Source organism: Streptomyces sp. NBC_00091 (assembly GCF_026343185.1).
Taxonomy (GTDB): Bacteria; Actinomycetota; Actinomycetes; order Streptomycetales; family Streptomycetaceae; genus Streptomyces.
In genome coordinates this window covers 4,580,543-4,603,300 of record NZ_JAPEMA010000001.1, presented here as the reverse complement: position 1 = coordinate 4,603,300, position 22,758 = coordinate 4,580,543, and the positions used below count along the sequence as shown (strand labels likewise).

The window sequence follows — 22,758 nt, the reverse complement described above, 5'->3', positions numbered from 1 at the left end:
TCGGGCGCGGTCAGCGCGCCCAGCGGCCCAGCTCGCTCGCGAAGCCGTACTCGGGCCGGCCCGCCGTGGCGCTGGTGCGCCAGGGAACGCCGTCGTCGTCCAGGCGCAGGGTGCCGGACCCGCCGGGTCCGCTCCAGCGCAGGTCGAGGGACCAGTCGCAGTCGCAGCCCGTGGCGTCCGCCTGCACCCTCAGCACGGCCGGCTCGGACGCCGAGACGCGCAGCGGCAAGGCCGGGGCGGGGACCCGCACCCCGGAGTCGTTGCCCGCGACGGGCCGGGCCAGCGGCCTCGGCGCGTCCAGGTTCACGGCGAAGCCGGCCGGGGTGAGGCCCCCTCCGCAGCCCTGGGACATCCGGTAGACGTTCCAGGCCGGCGGGGTCCGGCGCGCGGTCACCCGTACCTCCAGGCCCTGGAGCACCACGGCCCCCTCCCCGGTCCCGTGCAGGGTGACCTCCACGATCTGGGTCCCGGCGTGCACGGCCCGCTGCGCCCGCGCCCAGGCGGGCGCGTCCGCCTCGACGGGCGGTGCGGGGACGGAGCCCGGGGCCCGCTCGGAGAGGTAGGCGTGGTCGCAGCCCGCAGCCCACACGTGGGACCGTACGGCCGCCGCGAGCGGTGTGGTCACCGAGCCGGCCGAGGCGGCCGGTGAAGGCGCCCCCGAGCCCCCGGAGGGACCGGCCGAGGGTGTCGCCGGAGTGGCCGGAGCGGCCGTATCCGGCGGGACCGCCGAGGCCGTCGGCCCGCTCGGCCCGGCCGTGCCCGGCGCCGGCGCGGCCGACCGGGCGGGGGACCCCGTCGCCGGCCCGGGGCTCCCGGCCGGTCCCGCCCGCGGGGTCCGGGTCTCCGGCCCGGCGGCCGCCAGTACCGCGACGGCCACCGCGACCGCCACCACCCCGGCGGCGGACACCCCCACGGCGCGCCGCCGGTACCAAGGCCCCGGCCCGCCCGGACCCCCCTGCCCAGCCCCTGCCTCCGGCCCCGGCCCCGGATCTGCGGGCGCCCCGGGCTCCGCCGCCGGGCTCGCCTCCGCCGTGCCCCGGGACGCCGCCCTGCGGCGGGCGTCCGCGAGCAGCCAGGCCCGGTGCAGGTCCACCGCCTCCTCCCGCGCGGCCCCGCAGGCCCGGGCGAAGCGGTCCACCACCGCGAAATCCGCAGGCACCGCCTCCCCCTTGCAGTACCGGTGCAGGGTCGAGGTGCTGGTGTGCAGCCGGCGCGCGAGCATCCCGTAACTCAGTCCGGCGCGCTCCTTCAGCTCCCGCATCAGCCGCGCGAAATCCTCGGTCTCCGGCTCACCCACCCGGCGCTCCCCCGTCCCATGACTCCGTTCCATGCCAGGGGTGTTCCCCCAGGTGACGGTGCGTACAGCCGTTCCAGTGTCCCGAATCCGCCGCAGTGCGCGGTCCGGCACCCCGGGCCGGGGAAGGCTGTTCGGGCAGTCGCACCTCAACCGCATCTCGTACGGGGAGAATCCGTGTTCCGACGCTCCAGCACCTCGGCCCTCGCCACCGCCGTCCTCGCGGCGGCCGCAGCCCTCACCCTCACCGCCTCGGCCACGGCCGTGGCCGCCACAGCCCCCGGGTTCCTCGGGGGCGCCGACCTGCCGCCGCACCCCTCCTCCCCCTGGTACCCGGGAGAGGTCACCAAGGGGCTGCCCGAGACCGCGCCCTTCTGCCTGGAGGGGGTGCTTCCGGCGGCCGGCAGCTGGCACCGCGCCTTCGGTACCGAGTTCGACACCGGCGCGGTGCAGGCCTCCGTACGGACCGCCTCGGCCGCCGCCGGCGCCAAGCTCGCCGCCACCCTGGAGCGCGAGGTCGCCGCCTGCGCCGCGGACTGGCTGCGGGCGACGCCGGGCGGGACGGCCTCCTGGCAGGACTACGGGAGGCTGGCCGTCGAGGAGGGCGCGCACGTCTACGGGGTCGACACCTCGGTCCCGGACTCCGAGCCGGGCGTTCACCTGTTCGGGATCGGACGCGACGGCTCCACGGTGACCGTCGTGCAGTGGAGCCAGATGGGCCACCTGACCGACGCCCCCGTACCCGCCTTCAAGAAGACGACCACGACGGCCGTCAACAAGCTCAACCCTTAGGACTCCACACACCGCGTGGGAAGATGGAACCGAGGCCTCCACCCAGGGTGAGGCGATGCCCATGCGTACCGGAAACGAGCCGGTGACCGCCCGCAGTCCGCTGCGGCTGCGGTTCTGGCTGAGTCTGTGGGGGCTGATCTGGGCCGCCGCCGGGACGGCCGCGTTCTCGGTGGCCGGCCGTCCCGGGTGGGCGGCGGCCTGCGCGGTGCTCGCGCTGCTGGCCGCCGTGGACCTGGCCGTCGTCGTCCGGCACATCCATCAGGGCCCGCACTACCAGCCGGGCCCGGACGTCCCCCCGTACGAGCCGCCGCGGAGCCGCTGACCCGCCTCAGTTCTCGAAGCGGGCCGCCGCCAGGTACTCGGGCTGCGGGTCGAGGGCGGCGGCGAGCCGGAAGTGCCGGCGGGCCTGCGCAGGGCGCCCGGACCGCTCGTGGGTGCGGGCGAGCGCGAAGTGGGCGAAGGCGTTGTCCGGCTCCCGCTCCAGCACCAGCTCGAACTCCAGCTGCGCGGGCCGCAGCTGCGCCGCCGCGAAGAAGGCCCGGGCGCGCAGCAGCCGGGCGGCGGTGTTCTCGGGGTGCGCGGCTATGACGGAGTCGAGCAGCCGGACCGCACCGCGCGGGTCACGCGCGGCCAGGAGCTGCTCGGCGGCCCGGTAGTCGATGACGTGCGTCTCGGGGCTCGCAGAACCAAAGGATCCAGGACCGAAGGATCCGGAACCAGAGGATCCAGAACCGGAGGGTCCCGGTCCCGAGGGTCCCGGTCCCGAGGAGGGCGGCGGCGGGGGCGTGGTGTCGGACACGGTGTCTTTCCTTCCCTCTACGCGCGCCTTCAACGCGCTCCGCCGCTCCCCCTATTCCGGCTGTTCCGCGGGCGCGGCGGACTCCGCGGGCTCCGCCGACCCCGCACGCTTCGCGGCCCGAGCGGTGAGCTCGTCCCACACCGTGCGCACCTGGGGCTCCAGCGCCTCCAGCGGCCCGTCGTTGTCGATCACGAGCGTGGCCACCGCCAGCCGCTGCTCCCGCGTGGCCTGGGCGGCCATCCGGGCCCGGGCTTCCTCCTCGGTCATCCCGCGCAGCGCGGTCAGCCGTGCCAGCTGCGTCTCCGGGGCCGCGTCCACGACCACGACGAGGTCGTACAGCGGCGCGAGGCCGTTCTCCGCGAGGAGCGGTACGTCGTGCACCACGATGGCTTCGGGCCCCGCCGCCCCCTCCAGCTCGGCGGACCGGGCCCCGACCAGCGGGTGCACGATGGCGTTCAGGATCTGGAGCTTCGCCGGGTCGGCGAAGACGATCGCCCCCAGCTTCGGCCGGTCCAGCAGGCCGTCGGCGGTGAGCACGGACTCCCCGAAGGCCTCCACCACGGCCGCGAGCCCGGGCGTGCCCGGCTCCACGACCTCCCGCGCGATCCGGTCGGCGTCCACGACGACCGCCCCGTACCCCGCCAGCAGCCGCGAGACCTCGCTCTTGCCGGCACCGATTCCGCCTGTCAGGCCCACTTTCAGCATGCTCAGCACCCTAGCGCTGTGACCGGCAAGGTTCACCGGGTCGCGACGCCCGGAAAACCTTTCCGGCCACAGCACTAGGCGCTGTCCGGCCGCCGGCAAACAGCCGCCGGCGGACAAGGCGACGGGCGTCCTACGCCTCGCCCTCGCGCTCCGCCAGGAACCGCTCGAACTCCCGGCCGATCTCGTCCGCCGACGGGATCTCGGCCGGCTCGGCGATCATGTTCCCCCGGGTCTCGGCCCCGGCCGCGGCGTCGTATTGGTGCTCCAGCCCCTGGACCAGGCTGACCAGCTCCTCGTCGCCCTCCCGGATCTGGCGGTCGATCTCCGTCTGCGTCCGGTGCGCCTCGGTGCGCAGGGCGTGCGCGACGGCCGGCAGCACCAGCCCGGTCGCGGCCGTGATCGCCTCGAGCGCGGTCAGCGCGGCATCGGGGTACGGGGAGCGGGCGACGTAGTGCGGTACGTGCGCCGCGACGCCGAGGACGTCGTGCCCGGCCTGGCCGAGGCGGAACTCGATCAGCGATTCGGCGCTGCCCGGTACCTGCGCCTCGTCGAAGGGGCTGCGGTGGCCGGGCATCAGGTCGGTGCGGTTGCCGTGCGGGGTGATGCCGACGGGGCGGGTGTGCGGCACGCCCATCGGGATGCCGTGGAAGTTGACCGAGAGGCGGACCCCGAGCCGCTCCACGATCTGCCGGACGGCGACGGCGAAGCGCTCCCACTCCACGTCCGGCTCGGGGCCGGAGAGCAGCAGGAAGGGCGCGCCGGTGGCGTCCTGGACGAGGCGCACCTCCAGGCGGGGTTCCTCGAACTCCGTCCAGTGGTCGCGCTGGAAGGTCAGCAGCGGGCGCCGGGCCCGGTAGTCCACCAGCCGGTCGGCGTCGAAGCGGGCCACGACCTGGTGGGGCAGGGTCTCGAGGAGCCGTTCGACGATCTGCTCGCCGGCCTCGCCCGCGTCGATGTACCCCTCGAAGTGGTAGAGCATGACCAGCCCGGCCGAGTCCTGGGCGAGCGCCAGGTCGGCCACCGCCAGACCCTTGGCATCCCATTCGTACAGACCCTGTGGATCAAGCACCGTCACCACTCCTCCCTCGCGCCGTGTTCTTTGCCAAGAACGTCCAAGGCGGCGCCACCATTCCCCAGTTGGGCTCATTAACAGAAACGCAACGCGACGAACCCAACGCGCTGGGCCAACGCGGCGAGGCCCGCCCCCCGAAGGGGACGGGCCTCGTCGTTCAGCTCAGCTCACACCGGAGTGCGATGCGCTGCGATCAGCTCTGGCCGCCGGCCAGCTTCTCGCGGAGCGCGGCCAGGGCCTCGTCCGACGCCAGGGCGCCGGAGGTCTCGTCCGCACCCTCGGAGGAGTACGAACCACCCGAGACGCCCGCACCGGCGTTGCCACCGGCGGCCGGGGCGGCAGCGCCCTCGGCGGCAGCGGCCTCGTCGGCCTCGCGGCTCTTGATGACCTGGGCCTGGTGCTGCTCGAAGCGGACCTGCGCCTCGGCGTACTGGCGCTCCCACGTCTCGCGCTGGGTCTCGTAGCCCTCGAGCCAGTCGTTGGTCTCGGGGTCGAAGCCCTCGGGGTAGATGTAGTTGCCCTGGTCGTCGTAGGACGCGGCCATGCCGTACAGGGTCGGGTCGAACTCGACCGACGCCGGGTCGGCACCGAAGGACTCGTTGGCCTGCTTCAGGGACAGCGAGATCCGGCGACGCTCGAGGTCGATGTCGATGACCTTGACGAAGATCTCGTCGTTGACCTGGACGACCTGCTCCGGGATCTCCACGTGGCGCTCGGCCAGCTCGGAGATGTGGACCAGACCCTCGATGCCCTCGTCCACGCGGACGAACGCACCGAACGGAACCAGCTTGGTGACCTTACCCGGGACGACCTGACCGATCTGGTGGGTCCGGGCGAACTGCTGCCACGGGTCCTCCTGCGTCGCCTTCAGCGACAGGGAGACGCGCTCGCGGTCCATGTCAACGTCGAGAACCTCGACGGTGACCTCCTGGCCGACCTCGACAACCTCGGACGGGTGGTCGATGTGCTTCCAGGACAGCTCGGAGACGTGCACGAGACCGTCGACGCCGCCCAGGTCCACGAAGGCACCGAAGTTGACGATCGAGGAGACGACGCCGGAGCGGACCTGACCCTTCTGCAGGGTGGTGAGGAACGTCTGGCGAACCTCGGACTGGGTCTGCTCGAGCCAGGCACGGCGGGACAGGACCACGTTGTTGCGGTTCTTGTCCAGCTCGATGATCTTCGCCTCGAGCTCCTTGCCCACGTAGGGCTGGAGGTCGCGGACGCGGCGCATCTCGACGAGGGAGGCCGGCAGGAAGCCACGGAGGCCGATGTCGAGGATGAGACCACCCTTGACGACCTCGATGACGGTACCGGTGACGATGCCGTCTTCTTCCTTGATCTTCTCGATCGTGCCCCAGGCACGCTCGTACTGAGCGCGCTTCTTGGACAGGATCAGGCGGCCTTCCTTGTCCTCCTTCTGGAGAACCAGGGCCTCGATCTCGTCGCCGACCTTGACGACCTCGTTCGGGTCGACGTCGTGCTTGATCGAGAGCTCGCGGCTCGGGATCACGCCTTCGGTCTTGTAACCGATGTCGAGCAGGACCTCGTCCCGGTCGACCTTCACGATGACGCCGTCGACGATGTCGCCGTCGTTGAAGTACTTGATCGTCTCGTCGATCGCGGCCAGGAAGGCTTCCGCGTTACCGATGTCGTTGACCGCTACCTGCGGAGGGGTGGTGGCGGTGGTCTCGGTGCTGCTCGTCATGTGGGAAAGGGCTCCGGTTACGGACAGAAAGTCGTAGGTACTGCTACGCCGGGAGCCCTTATCGGCATCTGCCGAAGAAGCCGGACAGCCAAGGAAGCCCCTGATTCCCCGAAGGGAGGAAGGGCCTCGAAAACCGAGGGGACATCAACAGATGCAAGCGCAGCCTGCTAGGTCTGAGGAGCACAGGCTCGCAGCGCAACTTGTAGCATACGGGGGCAGCCGGACAGGGTCAATGCGCGAAGGCGCACACCGCGGGCAGATCACCGCATAACCGGCGCAATTCGTGGGCGGGGACCCGGTGATGGGCAATCCGCACACGTGTCCCGGCCGGCCGAACCCTCCAGCCATCCGCAGACTACGACGACGGGCCCCATGAACCAAGAGGACTACGCCCCCGAAGACGCGTACGAGGCCGACAGCGCGGCCGAGGACGACGCCGAGGCCACCCGGCGTGACGCCGGCGAGGCGGAGAGCAGCCGCGCGAGCCGCGGCTGGTGGGACCGCAACGCCGACGAGTACCAGAACGACCACGGCGCGTTCCTGGGCGACGACCGCTTCGTCTGGGGGCCCGAGGGCCTCGACGAGGCGGAGGCCGCACTGCTGGGCCCCGCCGCCTCCCTCAAGGGCAAGGACGTCCTGGAGATCGGCGCCGGCGCCGCCCAGTGCTCGCGCTGGCTCGCCGCCCGGGGCGCCCGCCCGGTGGCGCTCGACCTCTCCCACCGCCAGCTCCAGCACGCCCTGCGCATCGGCGGGGACGTCCCGCTCGTCGAGGCCGACGCCGGGAGGCTGCCCTTCCGCGACGGCTCCTTCGACCTCGCCTGCTCCGCGTACGGGGCCGTCCCCTTCGTCGCCGACCCGGTGAACGTCATGCGGGAGGTGCGCCGCGTCCTGCGTCCCGGCGGCCGCTGGGTCTTCTCGGTCACCCACCCGATCCGCTGGGCCTTCCCCGACGAGCCCGGCCCCGAGGGGCTCTCGGTCTCCGCCTCCTACTTCGACCGGACCCCGTACGTGGAACAGGACGAGCGGGGGCAGGCCGTCTACGTCGAGCACCACCGCACGATCGGCGACCGGGTCCGGGACGTGGTGGCCGGCGGCTTCCGCCTGCTGGACCTGGTGGAGCCGGAGTGGCCGGAGTGGAACAGCCAGGAGTGGGGCGGCTGGTCCCCGCTGCGCGGCAACCTGATCCCGGGCACCGCGATCTTCGTCTGCGAGAGGGACTGACCCCGTTGAACCGCCAGCTCCGCCAGGCCGCCCTCGACTCCCTTCCCGTACGGGAGGCCGTGCCCGCGCTCGTGTCGGCGCTGGACGCCCGGGGCACGGCGGTGCTGTGCGCCCCGCCCGGCACCGGCAAGACCACGCTCGTGCCGCTGGTGCTGGCCGGGCTGGTGGGCGGGGGTCCACGGCGCCGGGTGGTCGTCGCCGAGCCCCGGCGGATCGCCGCCCGGGCGGCGGCGCGCCGGATGGCGTGGCTGCTGGGCGGGGCCGTCGGCGGCCCGGTCGGCTTCACCGTGCGCGGGGAGCGGGTCGTGGGCCGGGACACGGTCGTGGAGGTGGTGACCACCGGGGTGCTGCTCCAGCGCCTCCAGCGCGACCAGGAGCTGGCCGGGGTGGACGTGGTGGTCCTGGACGAGTGCCACGAGCGGCACCTGGACGCCGACACCGTCGCCGCCTTCCTGCTGGACGTACGGGAGACCCTGCGCCCGGAGCTCCGCCTGGTGGCGGCTTCGGCGACGACCGACGCGGCGGGCTGGGCCCGGCTGCTGGGGGACGCTCCGGTGGTCGAGGCCGCCGGGGTCGCCCACCCGGTGGAGACCGTGTGGGCGCCGCCGGCCCGGCCGGTGCGGCCGCCGCACGGGATGCGGGTGGATCCGGCGCAGCTCACGCATGTGGCCTCGGTGGTCCGCCGGGCCCTGGCGGAACGTTCCGGCGACGTGCTGTGCTTCCTGCCCGGCGTGGGTGAGATCGCCCGGGTCGCCGGGCAGCTGGGCGGGGTGGACGCGGAGGTGCTCCAGGTGCACGGCCGGGCGCCGGCCGCGGTGCAGGACGCGGCGCTGACCGCCTCGGCGCACCGCCGGGTGATCCTCTCCACCGCCGTCGCGGAATCGAGCCTGACCGTGCCGGGCGTACGGGTGGTCGTGGACTCCGGGCTGGCCCGTGAGCCCCGCGTGGACCACGCCCGGGGGCTGGGCGCGCTGGCGACCGTACGGGCTTCCCGCGCGGCGGGCCGCCAGCGGGCGGGCCGGGCCGGGCGGGAGGCGCCGGGGGCGGTGTACCGGTGCTGGGCCGAGGCGGAGGACGCCCGGCTGCCCGCCTTCCCCGCCCCCGAGATCCGGATCGCGGACCTCGCGCAGTTCGCGTTGCAGGCCGCCTGCTGGGGTGACCCGGAGGCCACCGGGCTGGCCCTGCTGGACCAGCCGCCGGCCGGGGCCATGGCCGCCGCCCGGGAGGTGCTCGCGGCCGTCGGGGCGGTGGACGCCGCCGGGCGGCCGACGCCGCGCGGGCTGCGGACCGCCCGGCTGGGGCTGCACCCGCGGCTGGCGCGGGCGCTGCTGGACGGCGCCGGGACGCTGGGCGCGCGGCGGGCCGCGGAGGTGGTGGCGCTGCTGAGCGAGGAGCCGCCGCGCGAGTACGGGGACGACCTGGCCGGTGCCTGGCGGGCGGCCCGGCGGGGCGGCGACGCGTACGCGGGCCGCTGGCGCGCGGAAGCCCGCCGGCTGGAGCGGGCCACCGCTGCCGAGGACCCCGCGGGGTCCGCGCCCCCGGGCAGCGGCCCGCTCTCCGACGACGCCGCCGCCGGGCTCGTGGCCGCGCTGGCGTTCCCGGAGCGCGTCGCGAAGGCCCGGGGCGCGGGGGCGTTCCTCATGGCCTCCGGGACCGGGGCCGAGCTCGGTGACGGGTCGGGGCTGCGCAGCGCCGCCTGGCTGGCCGTGGCCGTCGCCGACCGGGCCCCGCACTCGGCGTCCGCGCGGGTCCGGCTGGCGGCGGTCGTCGACGAGGACACCGCCCGGGCCGCCGCTGCGCACCTGCTGGCCTCCGGGGAGGAGGTCCACTGGGAGGGCGGGGACCTGGTCGCCCGCGCCACCGAGCGGCTCGGGGCGATCGAGCTGGTCGCGCGCCCGCTGCGAGACCCCGCTCCGGCGCTGGTGCGGACCGCCCTGCTGGACGGGCTGCGCGCCGAGGGGCTGGACCTGCTGCGCTGGTCCGCGGACGCGCGGGCGCTCCGGGCCCGGCTGGGCTTCCTGCACCGCACGCTCGGCGGCGCCTGGCCGGACGTAGCGGACGACGGGGCCCTGCTGGAGCGGGCCGACGACTGGCTGGAGCCCGAGCTGTCGCGCGCCCGCCGCCGCGCCGACCTGGGCCGCATCGACGCCGGGCAGGCCCTGAACCGGCTGCTGCCCTGGGCCACCGGGGAGGCCGCCCGGCTCGACGAACTGGCCCCCGAACGGATCGAGGTCCCCAGTGGTTCCCGGATCCGCGTCGACTACACGGCCGAGCAGCCGGTGCTCGCGGTGAAGCTCCAGGAGCTGTTCGGGCTGGCCGAGACCCCGCGCGTGGCGGGGGTGCCGGTGCTGGTCCACCTCCTGTCGCCGGCGGGCCGGCCGGCCGCCGTCACCGCCGACCTCGCCTCCTTCTGGCAGGGCGGCTACCGCGCCGTCCGCGCCGAGCTGCGCGGCCGCTACCCCAAGCACCCCTGGCCCGAGGATCCGGCGACGGCCGAGCCCACCCGGCACACCAACGCCCGGCTCAGGCGCTGACGCCCCCGTCCGCCTCCCCGCCGCCGCCCCTGGCGCGCCGTCCCCGGGCTTCCAGCCAGAGGGCGGCCGCGAGGAGCGCCATCCCGCCCAGGGCGAGGCCGGCCGGCGCGTAGGTGTGCAGCGCGAGGACCTTCGTACGGTTGGCGGAGACCAGGTCGACGGTGTACTTCGCGTAGTCCTCGCGCATCGTGACGTGCCCGGCGAAGGCGGTGAGCCTGCCGTCGGGGGCGCCGGCCGCGATGCCGCCGCGCATCTCCTGCTGGATGTCCTGCTCGGCGTTGACGGGCGCGCCGGTCACCGGGTCGACCCAGAACCTGGCCTTGACGGTGTACCAGAGGGTGGTGCCGGTGCTCTGCTCGATGGTCGCCGGGTCGATGCCCTCGATCGGCATCTTCTTCGGCATGGGGACCTTGGTCCACGGGACGGTCTGCTCGAAGTAGTAGACGTCCATGCCCCGGTAGGTGCGCGGTCCGACGTAGTGGATCGGCGACGCGGTGCGGGTCTGCGCGTCGAAGTAGAGGTAGTCGCGCGGCTCGGTGAAGAAGGGCCATTTGAACTCGATGCCCTCGCGCTTGACCGGGTCCCCGTCGACCATCTCCCCGGTGGCGTGCACGGGGTCCTGGGTGTGGGCGTCGAAGATGTAGCGCTCGGGGATCCGGGAGACCATCTTCCCGTCCGGGCCGATGATGTGGGTGAGCGTGTCCCACACGACCACGTCCTTGCCCGCGTCGGCCTCGATCTCCTTCGACGCCTCGACGTTGCCCTTGAGGGTCTGGACGATCGTGACCTTGTCGACCTTCTTGGGCTGCATTCCGCCCGCGTAGTCGAGGAGGGTCGCGTCCTTGGCCTCCAGGACCACCTCCTGGTACTGGCTCGGCGGGATCTTGGCGAGCCGGGGGTACGCGTACCAGCGCAGCAGCGGCGAGAGGGCCGCGCAGAACACGGCCAGGGCAAGGAGCACGAGGCTCGCTCTGCGTCGCACGGCCGGGCCTCCTCTACTTTCCGGGCGCGGCGGGCGCGGTGGTGAGCAGCGGCCTGGGTGAGGTCGTGCCTTCCGGCGCCCCCGCCGCCGTGACGGCGAGGACGAGGACCAGCGCGGCGGCCAGCCCGATGGCGGCGGCGGCGAGTGCGCGCATGGCGGGGCCTCCGGAATCTGATGGGGCGTCAGGGAGGCGTACCGTAGCAACGCGGGGGTGAGATGAGAACCGTCTGGACCCGTAGTCGCCGCCGGGGTGCGGGCGGCGACTACGGGTCGGGACTACGGGCCTCGCGGCGGGACGCCCGCTAAGGGGCCGGGGTGGGCGTCGGAGTGGGGCTCGCCTTCGGCGCGGTGGGGGACGCCGTGGGGGCGGGGGCCCGCGTGGGGCTGGGGCTGGACGTCGGAGTCGGGGTCGGCGTCGGGGACGGCGTGGGCTTCGAGGTGGGGGTGGGCGTGGGGCTCGGCGTGGGCGTGGGCTTCTGACTCGGCGTCGGGGTCGGACTCGGCGTCGGCGTGGGCTTCGGGGACGGAGTCGGGGTCGGCGTCGGTGTCGGGGACGGGGTGGGCTTCGGGGACGGCGTCGGGGACGGCTCGGGCTTCGGCTTCGGGTCCGCCGGCCGGCCCGCCGGGGCGCCCGCGCCCGTACCGCCACCGCTCGCGTCCGGGACCTCGTGCGCCCCCTGGAGGTAGTACGTGAACCAGGACCGCACCGTGCGCAGGTACTCCCCGGACTGGTTGTAGGAGAGCACGGCCCGGTCCAGGTCCGCCGACACCCGCAGGTCCCGGCTGCCCGCGCACAGGTAGCGCCCGGCCGCCAGCGCGGCGTCGTGGATGTTGTTCGGGTCGCGCCGCCCGTCGCCGTTCGCGTCCTGGCCCCACGCCGCCCAGGTGGACGGGATGAACTGCATCGGCCCGACGGCCCGGTCGTAGCGGGCGTCGCCGTCGTAGGCCCCGCCGTCCGTGTCGGAGATGTTCGCGAAGCCGTTGCCGTCGAGCACCGGGCCCAGGATGGGGCGCAGGGTGGTCCCGGCGGTGTCGACCTGTCCGCTGCGCGCCTGCCCCGACTCGACCTTGCCGATCGCCGCGAGCAGCTGCCAGCGCAGCCCGCACCCGGGGTCGTTCGCCGCCAGCCGCTGCTCCGCCTGCCGGTACGCGGCGAGCACGCTCGCCGGTATCCCCTGCGCGCCCTCCACCACCGGCTGGGCCACCGCCGCCGCGGCCGGCGCAGGCGTCGGCACGGGCGCGGGCTGCGCTCCGGCGGCCGGCTGCCCCTCCACCGGCAGGACGACGGCCGGCGGCTCGGGGCTCACCAGCGGCGGCAGTTCGGTGAAGTAGGTGGAGTCACCGCCGCTTCCCGCGGCCACCGGAAGCGGCTGTTCGGCGCCCTCCCCGGCCGCCGCCGTCCGCTCCTGGTCGGCGCCCGCCGGGGCCTGTGAGGCCGTCATGGCGGCCGCCACCAGCGCCGAGACCAGAGCCGCGGCCGCTCCCCTGCGCAGCCCGCGTCCGAATATTCGTGCCGCCATGAGCGGACCCCTCCCCTAGACGTCCGCGTGACCCTACGTCAGCTCCCTGCACAGGGCACGGACTGCGGCGCGGAATTCACCACATCCCCACGTGCCTGCGCAGCTCGCGCATACTGTCCGGACGCCGAAAGCCCGAGGAGACACCGTGCCGTTCACTCTCAGCCACGCGGCCGCCGTACTTCCGGCCATACACCGGGCCGGGAGGGCCCGGGGGCCGCTGGTCGCCTCGGCGCTCGTCCTGGGGTCGTTCGCACCCGACACCTTCTACTTCGCCGACGCGATCGTGCGGGGCGTCATGGGCTACGGCCACTTCGCGCACTCCCTGCCCGGGGTGGTCACCGTGGACGCCGTCCTGACCGCGCTCCTCGCGGCCTGCTGGCTGCTGCTGCGCGAGCCGCTGATCGCGCTGCTGCCGTCCGGCTGGCGGGGCAGGGCGCACGCCTTCGTCCGCGGGGAACGCTGGCGGGGGCGCCGGCTGCCCGCGCTCGCGCTCTGGTTCTACCTCTCTGCGGTCGCCGGCTCGCTGACGCACGTGGTGTGGGACAGCTTCACGCACATGGACCGCTGGGGGACGAACGCGCTGCCGGACCTGGGCCGGCCCCTCGCCTTCGGCCTGCCCCTCTACTCCTACCTCCAGTACGGCTCCTCGGCGCTCGCCGCCTGCGCGCTGCTCTGGTTCGCGGTGACCGGCCTGCGGCGGCTGCCGGTCTCGCCCGCGCCCGCCTCCGTACCGGTGCTCGGCCGCGCGGAGCGGTGGGGCGCGCTGGCCCTGGTCGGGGGATGCGTGGCGGTGGGGATCACGCTGCGGGTGATCCGCTTCTTCACGTTCTTCGACCGGGTCCGCACCCCTCTCGACATCATCCCGACCGTCTGCTTCGGCGCGGGCGGCGGCCTCGCCGTCGGGCTGCTGCTCTACGGGGCCCTCGTGCGCCTGCGCCACCGCCCCGACCGGGACCGCCCCCGCCCGGACCACCACACGCGAACGCCCGTCCCCATCGCGTAGCGGGGACGGGCGCTCGGGCACGGGCAGGCGCGGGCGGATCAGTGCGCGGCGGACTCCCAGTCGCCGCCGACGCCCACGGACACGTCCAGCGGGGCCCGCAGTTCGACGGCCGCGGCCATCTCCCGGCGGAGCAGCTCCTCGACGCGCTCGCGCTCGCCGGGGGCGATCTCCAGGACGATTTCGTCGTGGACCTGGAGCAGCATCCGCGAGGTCAGCCCGGCCTCGGCGAGGGCCTTGTCCACGCGCAGCATGGCGACCTTGACGATATCGGCGGCGGTGCCCTGGATCGGGGCGTTGAGCGCCATCCGCTCGGCGGCCTCCCGGCGCTGGCGGTTGTCGCTGTTGAGGTCCGGCAGGTAGCGGCGGCGGCCGAAGACCGTCGCCGTGTAGCCGGTCGCCCGGGCCTCGTCGACCACCCGCTCGAGGTAGTCGCGGACCCCGCCGAACCGCTCGAAGAAGGTGTCCATCAGCCCGCGCGCCTCGGCGGGCTCGATGTTCAGCTGCTGCGCCAGACCGAAGGCGGACAGTCCGTACGCCAGGCCGTACGACATGGCCTTGATCTTGCGGCGCATCTCGGCGTCGACCTGGGAGCGCTCCACGCCGAACACCTGCGAGGCGACGGTGGTGTGCAGGTCCTCGCCGGACACGAAGGCCTCGATCAGGCCCTCGTCCTCGGAGAGGTGGGCCATGACGCGCAGCTCGATCTGGCTGTAGTCGGCGGTCATGAGGGACTCGTAGCCCTCGCCGACGACGAAGCCGCGGCGGATGGCACGGCCCTCGTCGGTGCGCACCGGCACGTTCTGCAGGTTGGGGTCGGTGGAGGACAGCCGGCCCGTCGCGGCGACGGTCTGGCTGAAGCTGGTGTGCACCCGGCCGTCGGCGGCGATCGCCTTGACCAGGCCCTCGACGGTCACCCGCAGCTTGGCCTGCTCCCGGTGGCGGAGCATGATCACCGGCAGTTCGTGGTCGGTCTGCGTGGCCAGCCAGGCCAGCGCGTCCGCGTCCGTGGTGTAGCCGGTCTTGGTCTTCTTCGTCTTCGGCAGGTCCAGCTCGCCGAAGAACACCTCCTGGAGCTGCTTGGGCGAGCCGAGGTTGAACTCGTGGCCGACCGCCGCGTGGGCCTCCTTGACCGCCTGCTGCACGGCGCCCGCGAACTGCTGCTCCATGCCCTCCAGGTGGTCCCGGTCGGCGGCGATGCCCGCCCGCTCCAGGCGGGCCAGCAGCTCGGAGGTGGGCAGCTCCATGTCGTGGAGCAGCTCGACCGCGCCGACCTCCTCCAGCTTCGCCGTGAAGGCGTCGCCCAGGTCCAGGACCGCGCGGGCCTGCGCCATCAGGGCGTCCGCCTCGGCGGTCTCGTCGGCGCCGAAGGCCAGCTGACCGTCGGCGGCCGGGGGCGCCAGCTCCCGGTGCAGGTACTCGTTGGACAGCACGTCCAGCGCGAAGGAGCGCCGGCCCGGCTTGACCAGGTACGCGGCGAGCGCGGTGTCCATGGTGACGCCCGCCAGGTTCCAGCCGTGCTCCGGGAAGACCCGCATCAGGCCCTTGGCGTTGTGCACCACCTTGGGGCGCGCCGGGTCGGCGGCCCAGGCGGCGAAGGCCCGGTCGTCGGCCTCGTCCAGCGCGGACGGCTCGAACCAGGCGGCCGCGCCGCCGGCCGAGGCCAGCGCGATCTCGCTGACGTTGCCCGTGCCCAGCATCCAGCTGTCGACGGTGGAGACGCCCAGCGGGCCGCCCGCGTGGGCCTCGAGCCACGGCGCGAGCTCGCCCGCGCCCAGCACGGAGGCGTCCAGCTCCACAGCCGCCGCGGCCGGAGCCGGGGCCTCTTCCTCGGCCGCGCCCGGGTCCACGGCCAGCAGCCGCTCGCGCAGCGAGGCGTTGCGGATCTCCAGCACGTCCAGTACGCCGAGCATGGCGGACCGGTCGTACGGGAGGCGAGCCAGGTCCGCGGGGGTCTTGGGCAGCTCCACGTCCTTGACCATCTCGGTCAGGACCCGGTTGAGCTTCACGGCCTCCAGGTGGTCCCGGAAGTTCTGCCCGGCCTTGCCCTTGACCTCGTCGGCCCGCTCCACCAGCTCCGCGAACGACCCGAACTGGGTGATCCACTTGGCGGCGGTCTTCTCGCCGACGCCCGGGATGCCGGGGAGGTTGTCCGACGGGTCGCCGCGCAGCGCCGCGAAGTCCGGGTACTGCTGCGGGGTGAGCCCGTACTTCTCCTCGACCTTCGCCGGGGTGAAGCGGGTCAGCTCGGAGACGCCCTTCGTGGGGTACAGCACCGTGGTGTGCTCGGAGACCAGCTGGAAGGAGTCCCGGTCGCCGGTGACGATCAGCACGTCGAAGCCGAGGGCCTCGGCCTGCGTCGCCAGCGTCGCGATCACGTCGTCGGCCTCGAAGCCGTCGACGGCGAACCGCGGCACCTTCATCGCGTCGAGCAGCTCGCCGATCAGCTCGACCTGCCCCTTGAACTCGTCGGGGGTCTTGGAGCGGTTCGCCTTGTACTCGGGGAACTCCGTCGTGCGCCACGTCTTGCGGGACACGTCGAACGCCACCGCGAAGTGCGTGGGCGCCTCGTCGCGCAGCGTGTTCGCCAGCATCGACGCGAAGCCGTAGATGGCATTGGTCGGCTGGCCCGTCGCCGTCGTGAAGTTCTCCGCGGGCAGCGCGAAGAACGCCCGGTACGCCAGGGAGTGCCCGTCCATGAGCATCAGGCGGGGGCGGTCCGCTGCGGTCGGCTGGTCGGTCTTCTTCGATGCTGTCTCTGCCACGCCCCCGATCCTAGGTGCCCCCACCGACAATCCCGACGTCGGCGGCGGCGGCGTTGTCGGCGGAGCGTGACAGGATCGGACGTGTACGCGAAACAGCTCGAAGGGGAGCGACATGGCCACCAAGCCGCCCGCAGGTGATCCGGTACAGGACGCGCCGCACATCGGCCCCCCTCAGCATGCCGCGGCGGGCCTGCCCGCGATCGCGCACACCCTGAAGATCGCCCAGGAGCAGATGGGCCTGCGCCGCACCGCGCGAACCCTCCTCAAGGTCAACCAGAAGGACGGCTTCGACTGTCCGGGCTGCGCCTGGCCCGAGGGCGACAAGCGGCACACGGCGGAGTTCTGCGAGAACGGCGCCAAGGCCGTCGCCGAGGAGGCCACGCTGCGCCGGGTCACCCCGGACTTCTTCGCCGCCCACCCGGTGTCCGAGCTCGCCGCCCGCAGCGGCTACTGGCTCGGCCAGCAGGGCCGGCTCACCCACCCCATGTACCTGCCGGAAGGCGCGGACCGGTACGAGCCGGTCAGCTGGAAGCAGGCCTTCGCGATCATCGCCGAAGAGCTGCGGGCCCTGTCCTCCCCCGACGAAGCCCTCTTCTACACCTCGGGCCGCACCAGCAACGAGGCCGCGTTCCTCTTCCAGCTCTTCGCCCGCGAGTTCGGCACCAACAACCTGCCGGACTGCTCCAACATGTGCCACGAGTCCTCGGGCTCCGCGCTGAACGAGACCATCGGCATCGGCAAGGGCAGCGTCTCCCTCGAAGACCTCCACCAGGCCGACCTGATCATCGTGGCGGGACAGAACCCGGGCACCAACCACCCCCGCATGCTCTCCGCGCTGGAGAAGGCCAAGGAAGCCGGCGCGAAGATCATCTCGGTGAATCCGCTGCCCGAGGCCGGCATGGAGCGGTTCAAGAACCCGCAGAGCCCCCTCGGCATGCTCAAGGGCACCGCCCTCAACGACCTCTTCCTCCAGATCCGCATCGGCGGCGACCAGGCCCTCTTCCGCCTCCTGAACAAGCTCGTCCTCGAGACGGACGGCGCCCTCGACGAGGCCTTCATCCGCGAGCACACCCACGGCTACGAGGCCTTCGCGGCCGCCGCCAAGGACACCGACTGGGACGAGACCCTCACCGCCACCGGCCTGACCCGCCCCGAGATCGAGCGCGCCCTGGCCATGATCCTGGCCTCGAAGCGCACCATCATCTGCTGGGCCATGGGCCTCACCCAGCACAAGCACTCCGTCGCCACCATCCGCGAGGTCGTCAACCTCCTCCTGCTGCGCGGGAACATCGGCCGCCCCGGCGCCGGCGTCTGCCCCGTCCGCGGCCACTCCAACGTCCAGGGCGACCGCACCATGGGGATCTTCGAACGCCCCGCCCCCGCCTTCCTCGACGCCCTCGACAAGGAATTCGGCATCACCTCGCCCCGCGAGCACGGCTACGACGTGGTCCGCTCCATCCAGGCCCTGCGCGACGGCAAGGCCAAGGTCCTCTTCGCCATGGGCGGCAACTTCGTCGCCGCCACCCCCGACACCGCGGTCACCGAGGCCGCCATCCGCCGCGCCTCCCTCACCGTCCACGTCTCCACCAAGCTCAACCGCTCCCACGTGGTCACCGGCCGGCGCGCCCTGATCCTGCCCACCCTCGGCCGCACCGACAAGGACGTCCGGGCCGGCGCTCCCGGCAAGAAGGGCACAGCGCAGTTCGTGACCGTCGAGGACTCCATGGGCATGGTCCACTCCTCCCGCGGCAACCTCGCCCCCGCCTCCCCCCACCTGCTCTCCGAGCCCGCCATCGTCGCCCGCATGGCGCGCGCCGTCCTCGGCGCGGCCTCCACGACCCCGTGGGAGGAGTTCGAAAAGGACTACGCGGCCATCCGCGACCGGATCGCCCGTGTGATCCCCGGCTTCGAGGACTTCAACGCCCGCGTCGCCCACCCCGGCGGCTTCCAGCTCCCCCACGGCCCGCGCGACGAGCGCCGCTTCCCGACGAAGACCGGCAAGGCCAACTTCACCGCCGCCCCCGTCGAGTACCCGCACCTCCCGGCCGGGCGGCTGCTCCTGCAGACCCTGCGCAGCCACGACCAGTACAACACCACCATCTACGGCCTCGACGACCGCTACCGCGGCATCACCGGCGGCCGCCGCGTGGTCCTGGTCAACCCCGAGGACGCGGCCGAGCTCGGCCTCGCCGACGGCTCGTACACCGACCTGGTCGGCGAGTGGAAGGACGGCGTCGAGCGGCGCGCCCCCGGCTTCCGGGTCGTCCACTACCCCACCGCGCGCGGCTGCGCCGCCGCCTACTACCCGGAGACCAACGTCCTGGTCCCCCTCGACTCCACCGCCGACACCAGCAACACCCCCGCGAGCAAGTCCGTCGTCGTGCGCTTCGAACCGGCCTGATAGAACGGCCCCAGCACACACTGGTTAACGATCGTTGACGAACGGAGCAGGCCCATGGGCGAGCAGCATGCCGTGAAGTTCCCCCAGGAAGTCCTCGACGAGTACGCGGCCCTGGGCATAGACCTGCCCGCGCTGTTCTCGGCGGGCGACCTCGGCGAACGCATGGAGATCCGCATTCTGGAGGCCTCGGCCGACCGCGTCGTCGCCACGATGCCGGTCAAGGGCAACACCCAGCCCTACGGACTCCTGCACGGCGGCGCCTCCGCCGTACTGGCCGAAACCCTCGGCTCGATCGGCGCGATGATGCACGGCGGCATCAAGAAGATCGCCGTCGGCGTCGACCTCAACTGCACCCACCACCGGGGCGCGCGCACCGGCCTGGTCACCGGCGTCGCCACCCCCGTCCACCGGGGCCGCTCCACCGCCACCTACGAGATCGTGATCTCGGACGACCAGGAACGCCGCGTCTGCACCGCCCGCCTCACCTGCCTGCTGCGCGACACGGAGTCTTAACAAGCAGGCCGGTACGAGCCGTTGTGCAGCCCACGGCGCCGGTCTAGCGTTCCCGCATGGGATCCGGACCGGCGCCGCGGAGCGCCACGGCCTCACACTCGGCGACGGCGCTCCTGGCCGCCGCCCTCCTCACCCCCGCCCTCACGGGCTGCGCCGGCCCCACCCGCGACCGCGCCGCCCGCGAAGCCGGAGCCCGCTGCGCCGAGCGCCACCGCTCGGGCACCCCGACCGAGGGCCCCTGGCAGTGAGCGGCGGCATCGGCCCGGTGGAGCCGGGAGAAGGCACCCAGGGCCACCAGAGCCCGCGTACGGGGCCCCGTACGCCCCGGACCGTCGCCGCCGGACGGATCCGCGCCTTCTACGCCCGCCACCGGCGAGCCGTCCTCACCGTGGCGGCGGCCGCCGTGCTGGCCGCGGGCGCCGCCCGGGTCTACGCCACGCGGCCCGCCCCGCCCGTGGCTCAGGCCCCGCCCGCCCCCTCCCAGGCCCTGTCCCTCACGTACGGGGAGCCGGTGGAGCCGCCCCCTCCCGGCGTCGCGTTCGCCTTCACTGTCCGTGTGCGGACCGGCTCCGGGCCTGCTGTCACGGTGGAGCGGATCGGCCAGCCCTCGCGGGCGCTGAGCGTGACGATCCAGCCACCGCTCCCTGTCACGGTCCGGGCGGGAGAAGTCCGCGAGCTCATGGTCTTCATCGAGGCAAAAGACTGCATGCATGTAGCACGGAATTCCGGCCTCCCATTTTTGGAAGTGACCGTGAGTAATGGATTCCAGAAAGAGGATCACAGTTACATCCCCGGTGACCGATATGCCAGGGATCTTTCCGTCGCCCTGACCAGGGCGTGTCCCGAAGATCGAGACACGGGCACCACAGCACCGTCATGAGTAAAAACCCCCAGAGTCCTGGCATGACAGGACTCAAACCGCCCCATGGTCCTGCCGCGTCTCAGCATCCGGACAAGACGAACCGGCCTGAATTCCCCCGTTCCACCCGCCGTGAACCGCTATGTATTACGCCGTGGCATAACAAGAGAGTCACATCATTGGCCTGGGCCCTCCATATCCCCCGAAGAGCCGCCTAGAGTCACGGCCAGTTACCGCGACCGCCGGATTTCTTCAGTTCGGTTCCCCGCGTTCGACTCGACGCGTCCCACGGGGGACGCGGCGCCAGGAAAGGACTGATCGTGCGTTCTCGTCAGCTCATCGCCGTGACCGCCGCCCTCGCCGCGGGCGCTCTCACTCTCACCGCCTGCGGCTCGCGCGACGACAAGGGCGGATCCACCGGAGACGGTGGCACGACCGTCGTCATCGGCGTCGACGCCCCGCTGACGGGCGACCTCTCCGCCCTCGGTCTCGGCATCAAGAACTCCGCCGACCTCGCCGCCAAGCAGGCCAACGAGAAGAAGTACGTCAAGGGCATCACCTTCAAGGTCGAAGCCCTCGACGACCAGGCCCAGGCCTCCTCCGGCCAGCAGAACGCCACCAAGCTCACGGCCAACAAGGACGTCCTCGGCGTCGTCGGCCCGCTGAACTCCTCGGTCTCCGAGGCCATGCAGAAGGTCTTCGACGACGCCAAGCTGGCCCAGATCTCCCCGGCCAACACCAGCCCGTCCCTGACCCAGGGCCCCAAGTGGGCCGAGGGCCAGAAGACCCGCACCTACAAGAGCTACTTCCGCACCGCCACCACGGACGCCATCCAGGGCCCGTACGCGGCGCAGTACCTCTTCAACAAGGCGGGCAAGAAGAAGGTCTTCATCATCGATGACAAGAAGACCTACGGCGCAGGCCTCGCCGGAACCTTCAAGGGCGAGTTCACCAAGCTCGGCGGCGCCGTCGCCGGCGAAGGCCACATCGACCCGGAGTCCAAGGACTTCTCCGCGATCGTGACCCAGGTCAAGAGCTCCGGCGCCGACGTCGTCTACTACGGCGGCGAGTACCCGGCGGCCGGCCCGCTCAGCAAGCAGATCAAGGCCTCCGGCGCCAACATCCCGCTCGTGGGCGGCGACGGCATGAAGGACAAGAAGTACGTCGAGCTCGCCGGCGCCGGCGCCCAGGGCGACCTCTGCACCTCGGTCGGCGCCCCCGTCGAGAGCCTGGCCTCCGCCAAGGGCTTCGTCGAGAACTACAAGAAGGCCGGCTACAAGGACGACTACTCCGCCTACGGCGGCTACTCGTACGACTCCGCCTGGGCCATCATCGAGGCCGTCAAGAAGGCCGTCGAGGGCAACAACGGCAAGCTGCCCTCCGACGCCCGCGCCAAGGTCCTCGAGGCCGTCCAGGGCGTCTCCTTCGACGGCGTGACCGGCAAGGTCTCCTTCGACGAGTTCGGCGACGCCACCAACAAGCAGCTGACCGTCTACAAGGTCGAGGGCGACGACTTCAAGACCGTCGAGTCCGGCACCCTGGGCGGCTGACCTCCCACCGGCTGACCCCCTAGCCCTCACCCCTCATTTGCCGCGCGGGGCGCGCACCATTGCGCCCCGCGCGGTGTCACATCCGTCGAAAGACTCGGAGGACCTGCGGTGCACGAACTGCCGCAACAGCTGGTCAACGGCCTGCTACTGGGATCCATGTACGGGCTCGTCGCCATCGGCTACACGATGGTCTATGGCATTGTCCAGCTCATCAACTTCGCCCACGGCGAGATCTTCATGACCGGTGGGTTCGGAGCCCTCACGGTCTGGCTGATGCTCCCCGGCGGCACCACCATGTGGGTCGCTCTGCCCCTCATGCTCATAGGCGCGATCATCGTCGCCACCCTCATCGCCGTCGGAGCCGAACGCTTCGCCTACCGGCCCCTTCGCAGCGCACCGCGACTCGCGCCGCTCATCACCGCCATCGGCCTCTCCATCGTGCTCCAGCAGGTGGTCTGGGCCTGGTACCCCGACGCGAAGTCCTCCGTAGTCTTCCCCGAGATCCCCGGCGGCCCCTTCCACCTCGGCAGCATCACCATCCAGACCGGTGACGTCTTCCTGCTCCTCGCCGCCCCCATCTCCATGGCCATCCTCGGCTTCTTCGTCAAGAAGACCCGCACCGGCCGCGGCATGCAGGCCACCGCGCAGGACCCCGACACCGCCAAGCTCATGGGCATCAACACCGACCGCATCATCACGATCGCGTTCGCCCTCGGCGCCACCTTCGCCGCCGTCGGAGCCGTCGCCTACGGCCTCAAGTACGGCGAAGTCAACTACCGCATGGGCTTCATCCTCGGCCTCAAGGCCTTCACCGCCGCCGTCCTCGGCGGCATCGGGAACATCTACGGCGCCATGATCGGCGGCCTGGTCCTCGGCCTCGCCGAAACCCTCACCACCGCCTACATCGCCGACGTCCCCGGCATGAGCCAGCTCGGCGGCCAGTCCTGGGGCAACACCTGGGCGTTCGTACTCCTCATCCTCGTGCTCCTCTTCCGGCCCCAGGGCCTGATGGGTGAGCGCGTGGCGGACAGGGCGTGAGATCC

The 22,758-nt window shown here is 72.8% G+C and carries 19 protein-coding genes; 10 read left to right on the top strand and 9 right to left on the bottom strand.

What is annotated here, in order from left to right:
- Window positions 1-10: 10 nt before the first annotated feature.
- On the bottom strand, window positions 11-1,297 hold the full coding sequence (locus tag OOK34_RS21265) for a transcriptional regulator (protein ID WP_267035446.1): 1,287 nt from the start codon (window positions 1,295-1,297) through the stop codon (window positions 11-13).
- 174 nt (window positions 1,298-1,471) lie between these two features.
- On the opposite strand from OOK34_RS21265, the gene OOK34_RS21260 reads away from it, so the two are divergent.
- Window positions 1,472-2,086: a hypothetical protein gene (locus OOK34_RS21260; RefSeq protein ID WP_267035445.1), complete on the top strand. Its 615-nt coding sequence runs from the start codon at window positions 1,472-1,474 to the stop codon at window positions 2,084-2,086.
- A 61-nt stretch (window positions 2,087-2,147) separates the two neighbouring features.
- On the top strand, window positions 2,148-2,408 hold the full coding sequence (locus OOK34_RS21255) for a DUF6343 family protein (RefSeq protein WP_267035444.1): 261 nt from the start codon (window positions 2,148-2,150) through the stop codon (window positions 2,406-2,408).
- Window positions 2,409-2,414: 6 nt separating this feature from the next.
- Here the strand turns inward: OOK34_RS21255 and OOK34_RS21250 are convergent, their stop codons facing one another.
- From OOK34_RS21250 to rpsA, 4 genes are all read right to left on the bottom strand, one after another.
- Window positions 2,415-2,747: a tetratricopeptide repeat protein gene (locus OOK34_RS21250; RefSeq protein ID WP_267036846.1), complete on the bottom strand. Its 333-nt coding sequence runs from the start codon at window positions 2,745-2,747 to the stop codon at window positions 2,415-2,417.
- 189 nt (window positions 2,748-2,936) lie between these two features.
- A complete protein-coding gene (gene coaE, locus OOK34_RS21245) occupies window positions 2,937-3,590 on the bottom strand; it encodes a dephospho-CoA kinase (protein WP_267035443.1) in 654 nt (217 codons plus the stop codon).
- A gap of 130 nt (window positions 3,591-3,720) precedes the next feature.
- Window positions 3,721-4,659 carry a PAC2 family protein gene (locus tag OOK34_RS21240; protein ID WP_267035442.1) on the bottom strand — a complete coding sequence of 313 codons (939 nt, stop codon included), beginning with the start codon at window positions 4,657-4,659 and terminating at the stop codon, window positions 3,721-3,723.
- 196 nt (window positions 4,660-4,855) lie between these two features.
- Window positions 4,856-6,370: a 30S ribosomal protein S1 gene (gene rpsA, locus OOK34_RS21235; RefSeq protein WP_007263497.1), complete on the bottom strand. Its 1,515-nt coding sequence runs from the start codon at window positions 6,368-6,370 to the stop codon at window positions 4,856-4,858.
- A gap of 372 nt (window positions 6,371-6,742) precedes the next feature.
- Between rpsA and OOK34_RS21230 the strand changes: the two genes are divergently transcribed.
- Both OOK34_RS21230 and hrpB read left to right on the top strand, forming a co-directional pair.
- Complete coding sequence (locus tag OOK34_RS21230; RefSeq protein ID WP_267035441.1) at window positions 6,743-7,591, top strand: class I SAM-dependent methyltransferase; 849 nt, start codon at window positions 6,743-6,745, stop codon at window positions 7,589-7,591.
- 5 nt (window positions 7,592-7,596) lie between these two features.
- Entirely contained in the window at window positions 7,597-10,125 is a 2,529-nt protein-coding gene (hrpB, locus tag OOK34_RS21225) for an ATP-dependent helicase HrpB (protein ID WP_267035440.1), read from the top strand.
- Here hrpB and OOK34_RS21220 read toward each other — a convergent pair.
- The 3 genes from OOK34_RS21220 to OOK34_RS21210 all read right to left on the bottom strand — a co-directional run bounded on the left by OOK34_RS21220 (window position 10,115) and on the right by OOK34_RS21210 (window position 12,627).
- Entirely contained in the window at window positions 10,115-11,107 is a 993-nt protein-coding gene (locus OOK34_RS21220) for a DUF3068 domain-containing protein (protein ID WP_267035439.1), read from the bottom strand. The two genes, hrpB and OOK34_RS21220, sit on opposite strands and share 11 nt — an antisense overlap.
- Before the next feature lie 13 nt (window positions 11,108-11,120).
- On the bottom strand, window positions 11,121-11,261 hold the full coding sequence (locus tag OOK34_RS21215; RefSeq protein WP_267035438.1) for an SPW_0924 family protein: 141 nt from the start codon (window positions 11,259-11,261) through the stop codon (window positions 11,121-11,123).
- Window positions 11,262-11,409: 148 nt separating this feature from the next.
- Window positions 11,410-12,627: a lytic transglycosylase domain-containing protein gene (locus OOK34_RS21210; RefSeq protein ID WP_267035437.1), complete on the bottom strand. Its 1,218-nt coding sequence runs from the start codon at window positions 12,625-12,627 to the stop codon at window positions 11,410-11,412.
- 145 nt (window positions 12,628-12,772) lie between these two features.
- Between OOK34_RS21210 and OOK34_RS21205 the strand changes: the two genes are divergently transcribed.
- Window positions 12,773-13,630 carry a DUF4184 family protein gene (locus OOK34_RS21205; protein WP_267035436.1) on the top strand — a complete coding sequence of 286 codons (858 nt, stop codon included), beginning with the start codon at window positions 12,773-12,775 and terminating at the stop codon, window positions 13,628-13,630.
- Between the two features lie 38 nt (window positions 13,631-13,668).
- On the opposite strand, the gene polA is transcribed toward OOK34_RS21205, so the two are convergent.
- On the bottom strand, window positions 13,669-16,392 hold the full coding sequence (gene polA, locus OOK34_RS21200; protein WP_267035435.1) for a DNA polymerase I: 2,724 nt from the start codon (window positions 16,390-16,392) through the stop codon (window positions 13,669-13,671).
- Window positions 16,393-16,504: 112 nt separating this feature from the next.
- Between polA and OOK34_RS21195 the strand changes: the two genes are divergently transcribed.
- The 5 genes from OOK34_RS21195 (at window position 16,505) to OOK34_RS21175 (ending at window position 22,753) form a co-directional block, all read left to right on the top strand.
- Window positions 16,505-18,793 (top strand): FdhF/YdeP family oxidoreductase, encoded by a 2,289-nt coding sequence (locus tag OOK34_RS21195; RefSeq protein WP_267035434.1) that lies wholly within the window; start codon window positions 16,505-16,507, stop codon window positions 18,791-18,793.
- 54 nt (window positions 18,794-18,847) lie between these two features.
- On the top strand, window positions 18,848-19,306 hold the full coding sequence (locus OOK34_RS21190) for a PaaI family thioesterase (RefSeq protein WP_267035433.1): 459 nt from the start codon (window positions 18,848-18,850) through the stop codon (window positions 19,304-19,306).
- Window positions 19,307-19,362: 56 nt separating this feature from the next.
- Window positions 19,363-19,554 carry a hypothetical protein gene (locus OOK34_RS21185; RefSeq protein ID WP_267035432.1) on the top strand — a complete coding sequence of 64 codons (192 nt, stop codon included), beginning with the start codon at window positions 19,363-19,365 and terminating at the stop codon, window positions 19,552-19,554.
- 931 nt (window positions 19,555-20,485) lie between these two features.
- Window positions 20,486-21,715, top strand: a complete 1,230-nt coding sequence (locus OOK34_RS21180; RefSeq protein WP_267035431.1) for a branched-chain amino acid ABC transporter substrate-binding protein — start codon at window positions 20,486-20,488, stop codon at window positions 21,713-21,715.
- A gap of 108 nt (window positions 21,716-21,823) precedes the next feature.
- Window positions 21,824-22,753 (top strand): branched-chain amino acid ABC transporter permease, encoded by a 930-nt coding sequence (locus tag OOK34_RS21175; RefSeq protein ID WP_267035430.1) that lies wholly within the window; start codon window positions 21,824-21,826, stop codon window positions 22,751-22,753.
- The last annotated feature ends 5 nt before the right edge of the window (window positions 22,754-22,758 follow it).

Bases quoted from the DNA above. Each gene is read 5' to 3' on its own strand.
- OOK34_RS21255 (WP_267035444.1), top strand. From the start codon at position 2,148: ATGCGTACCGGAAACGAGCCGGTGACCGCCCGCAGTCCGCTGCGGCTG.
- coaE (WP_267035443.1), bottom strand. From the start codon at position 3,590: ATGCTGAAAGTGGGCCTGACAGGCGGAATCGGTGCCGGCAAGAGCGAG.
- rpsA (WP_007263497.1), bottom strand. From the start codon at position 6,370: ATGACGAGCAGCACCGAGACCACCGCCACCACCCCTCCGCAGGTAGCG.
- OOK34_RS21215 (WP_267035438.1), bottom strand. From the start codon at position 11,261: ATGCGCGCACTCGCCGCCGCCGCCATCGGGCTGGCCGCCGCGCTGGTC.
- OOK34_RS21210 (WP_267035437.1), bottom strand. From the start codon at position 12,627: ATGGCGGCACGAATATTCGGACGCGGGCTGCGCAGGGGAGCGGCCGCG.
- OOK34_RS21195 (WP_267035434.1), top strand. From the start codon at position 16,505: ATGGCCACCAAGCCGCCCGCAGGTGATCCGGTACAGGACGCGCCGCAC.
- OOK34_RS21185 (WP_267035432.1), top strand. From the start codon at position 19,363: ATGGGATCCGGACCGGCGCCGCGGAGCGCCACGGCCTCACACTCGGCG.
- OOK34_RS21230 (WP_267035441.1), top strand. From the start codon at position 6,743: ATGAACCAAGAGGACTACGCCCCCGAAGACGCGTACGAGGCCGACAGC.
- OOK34_RS21190 (WP_267035433.1), top strand. From the start codon at position 18,848: ATGGGCGAGCAGCATGCCGTGAAGTTCCCCCAGGAAGTCCTCGACGAG.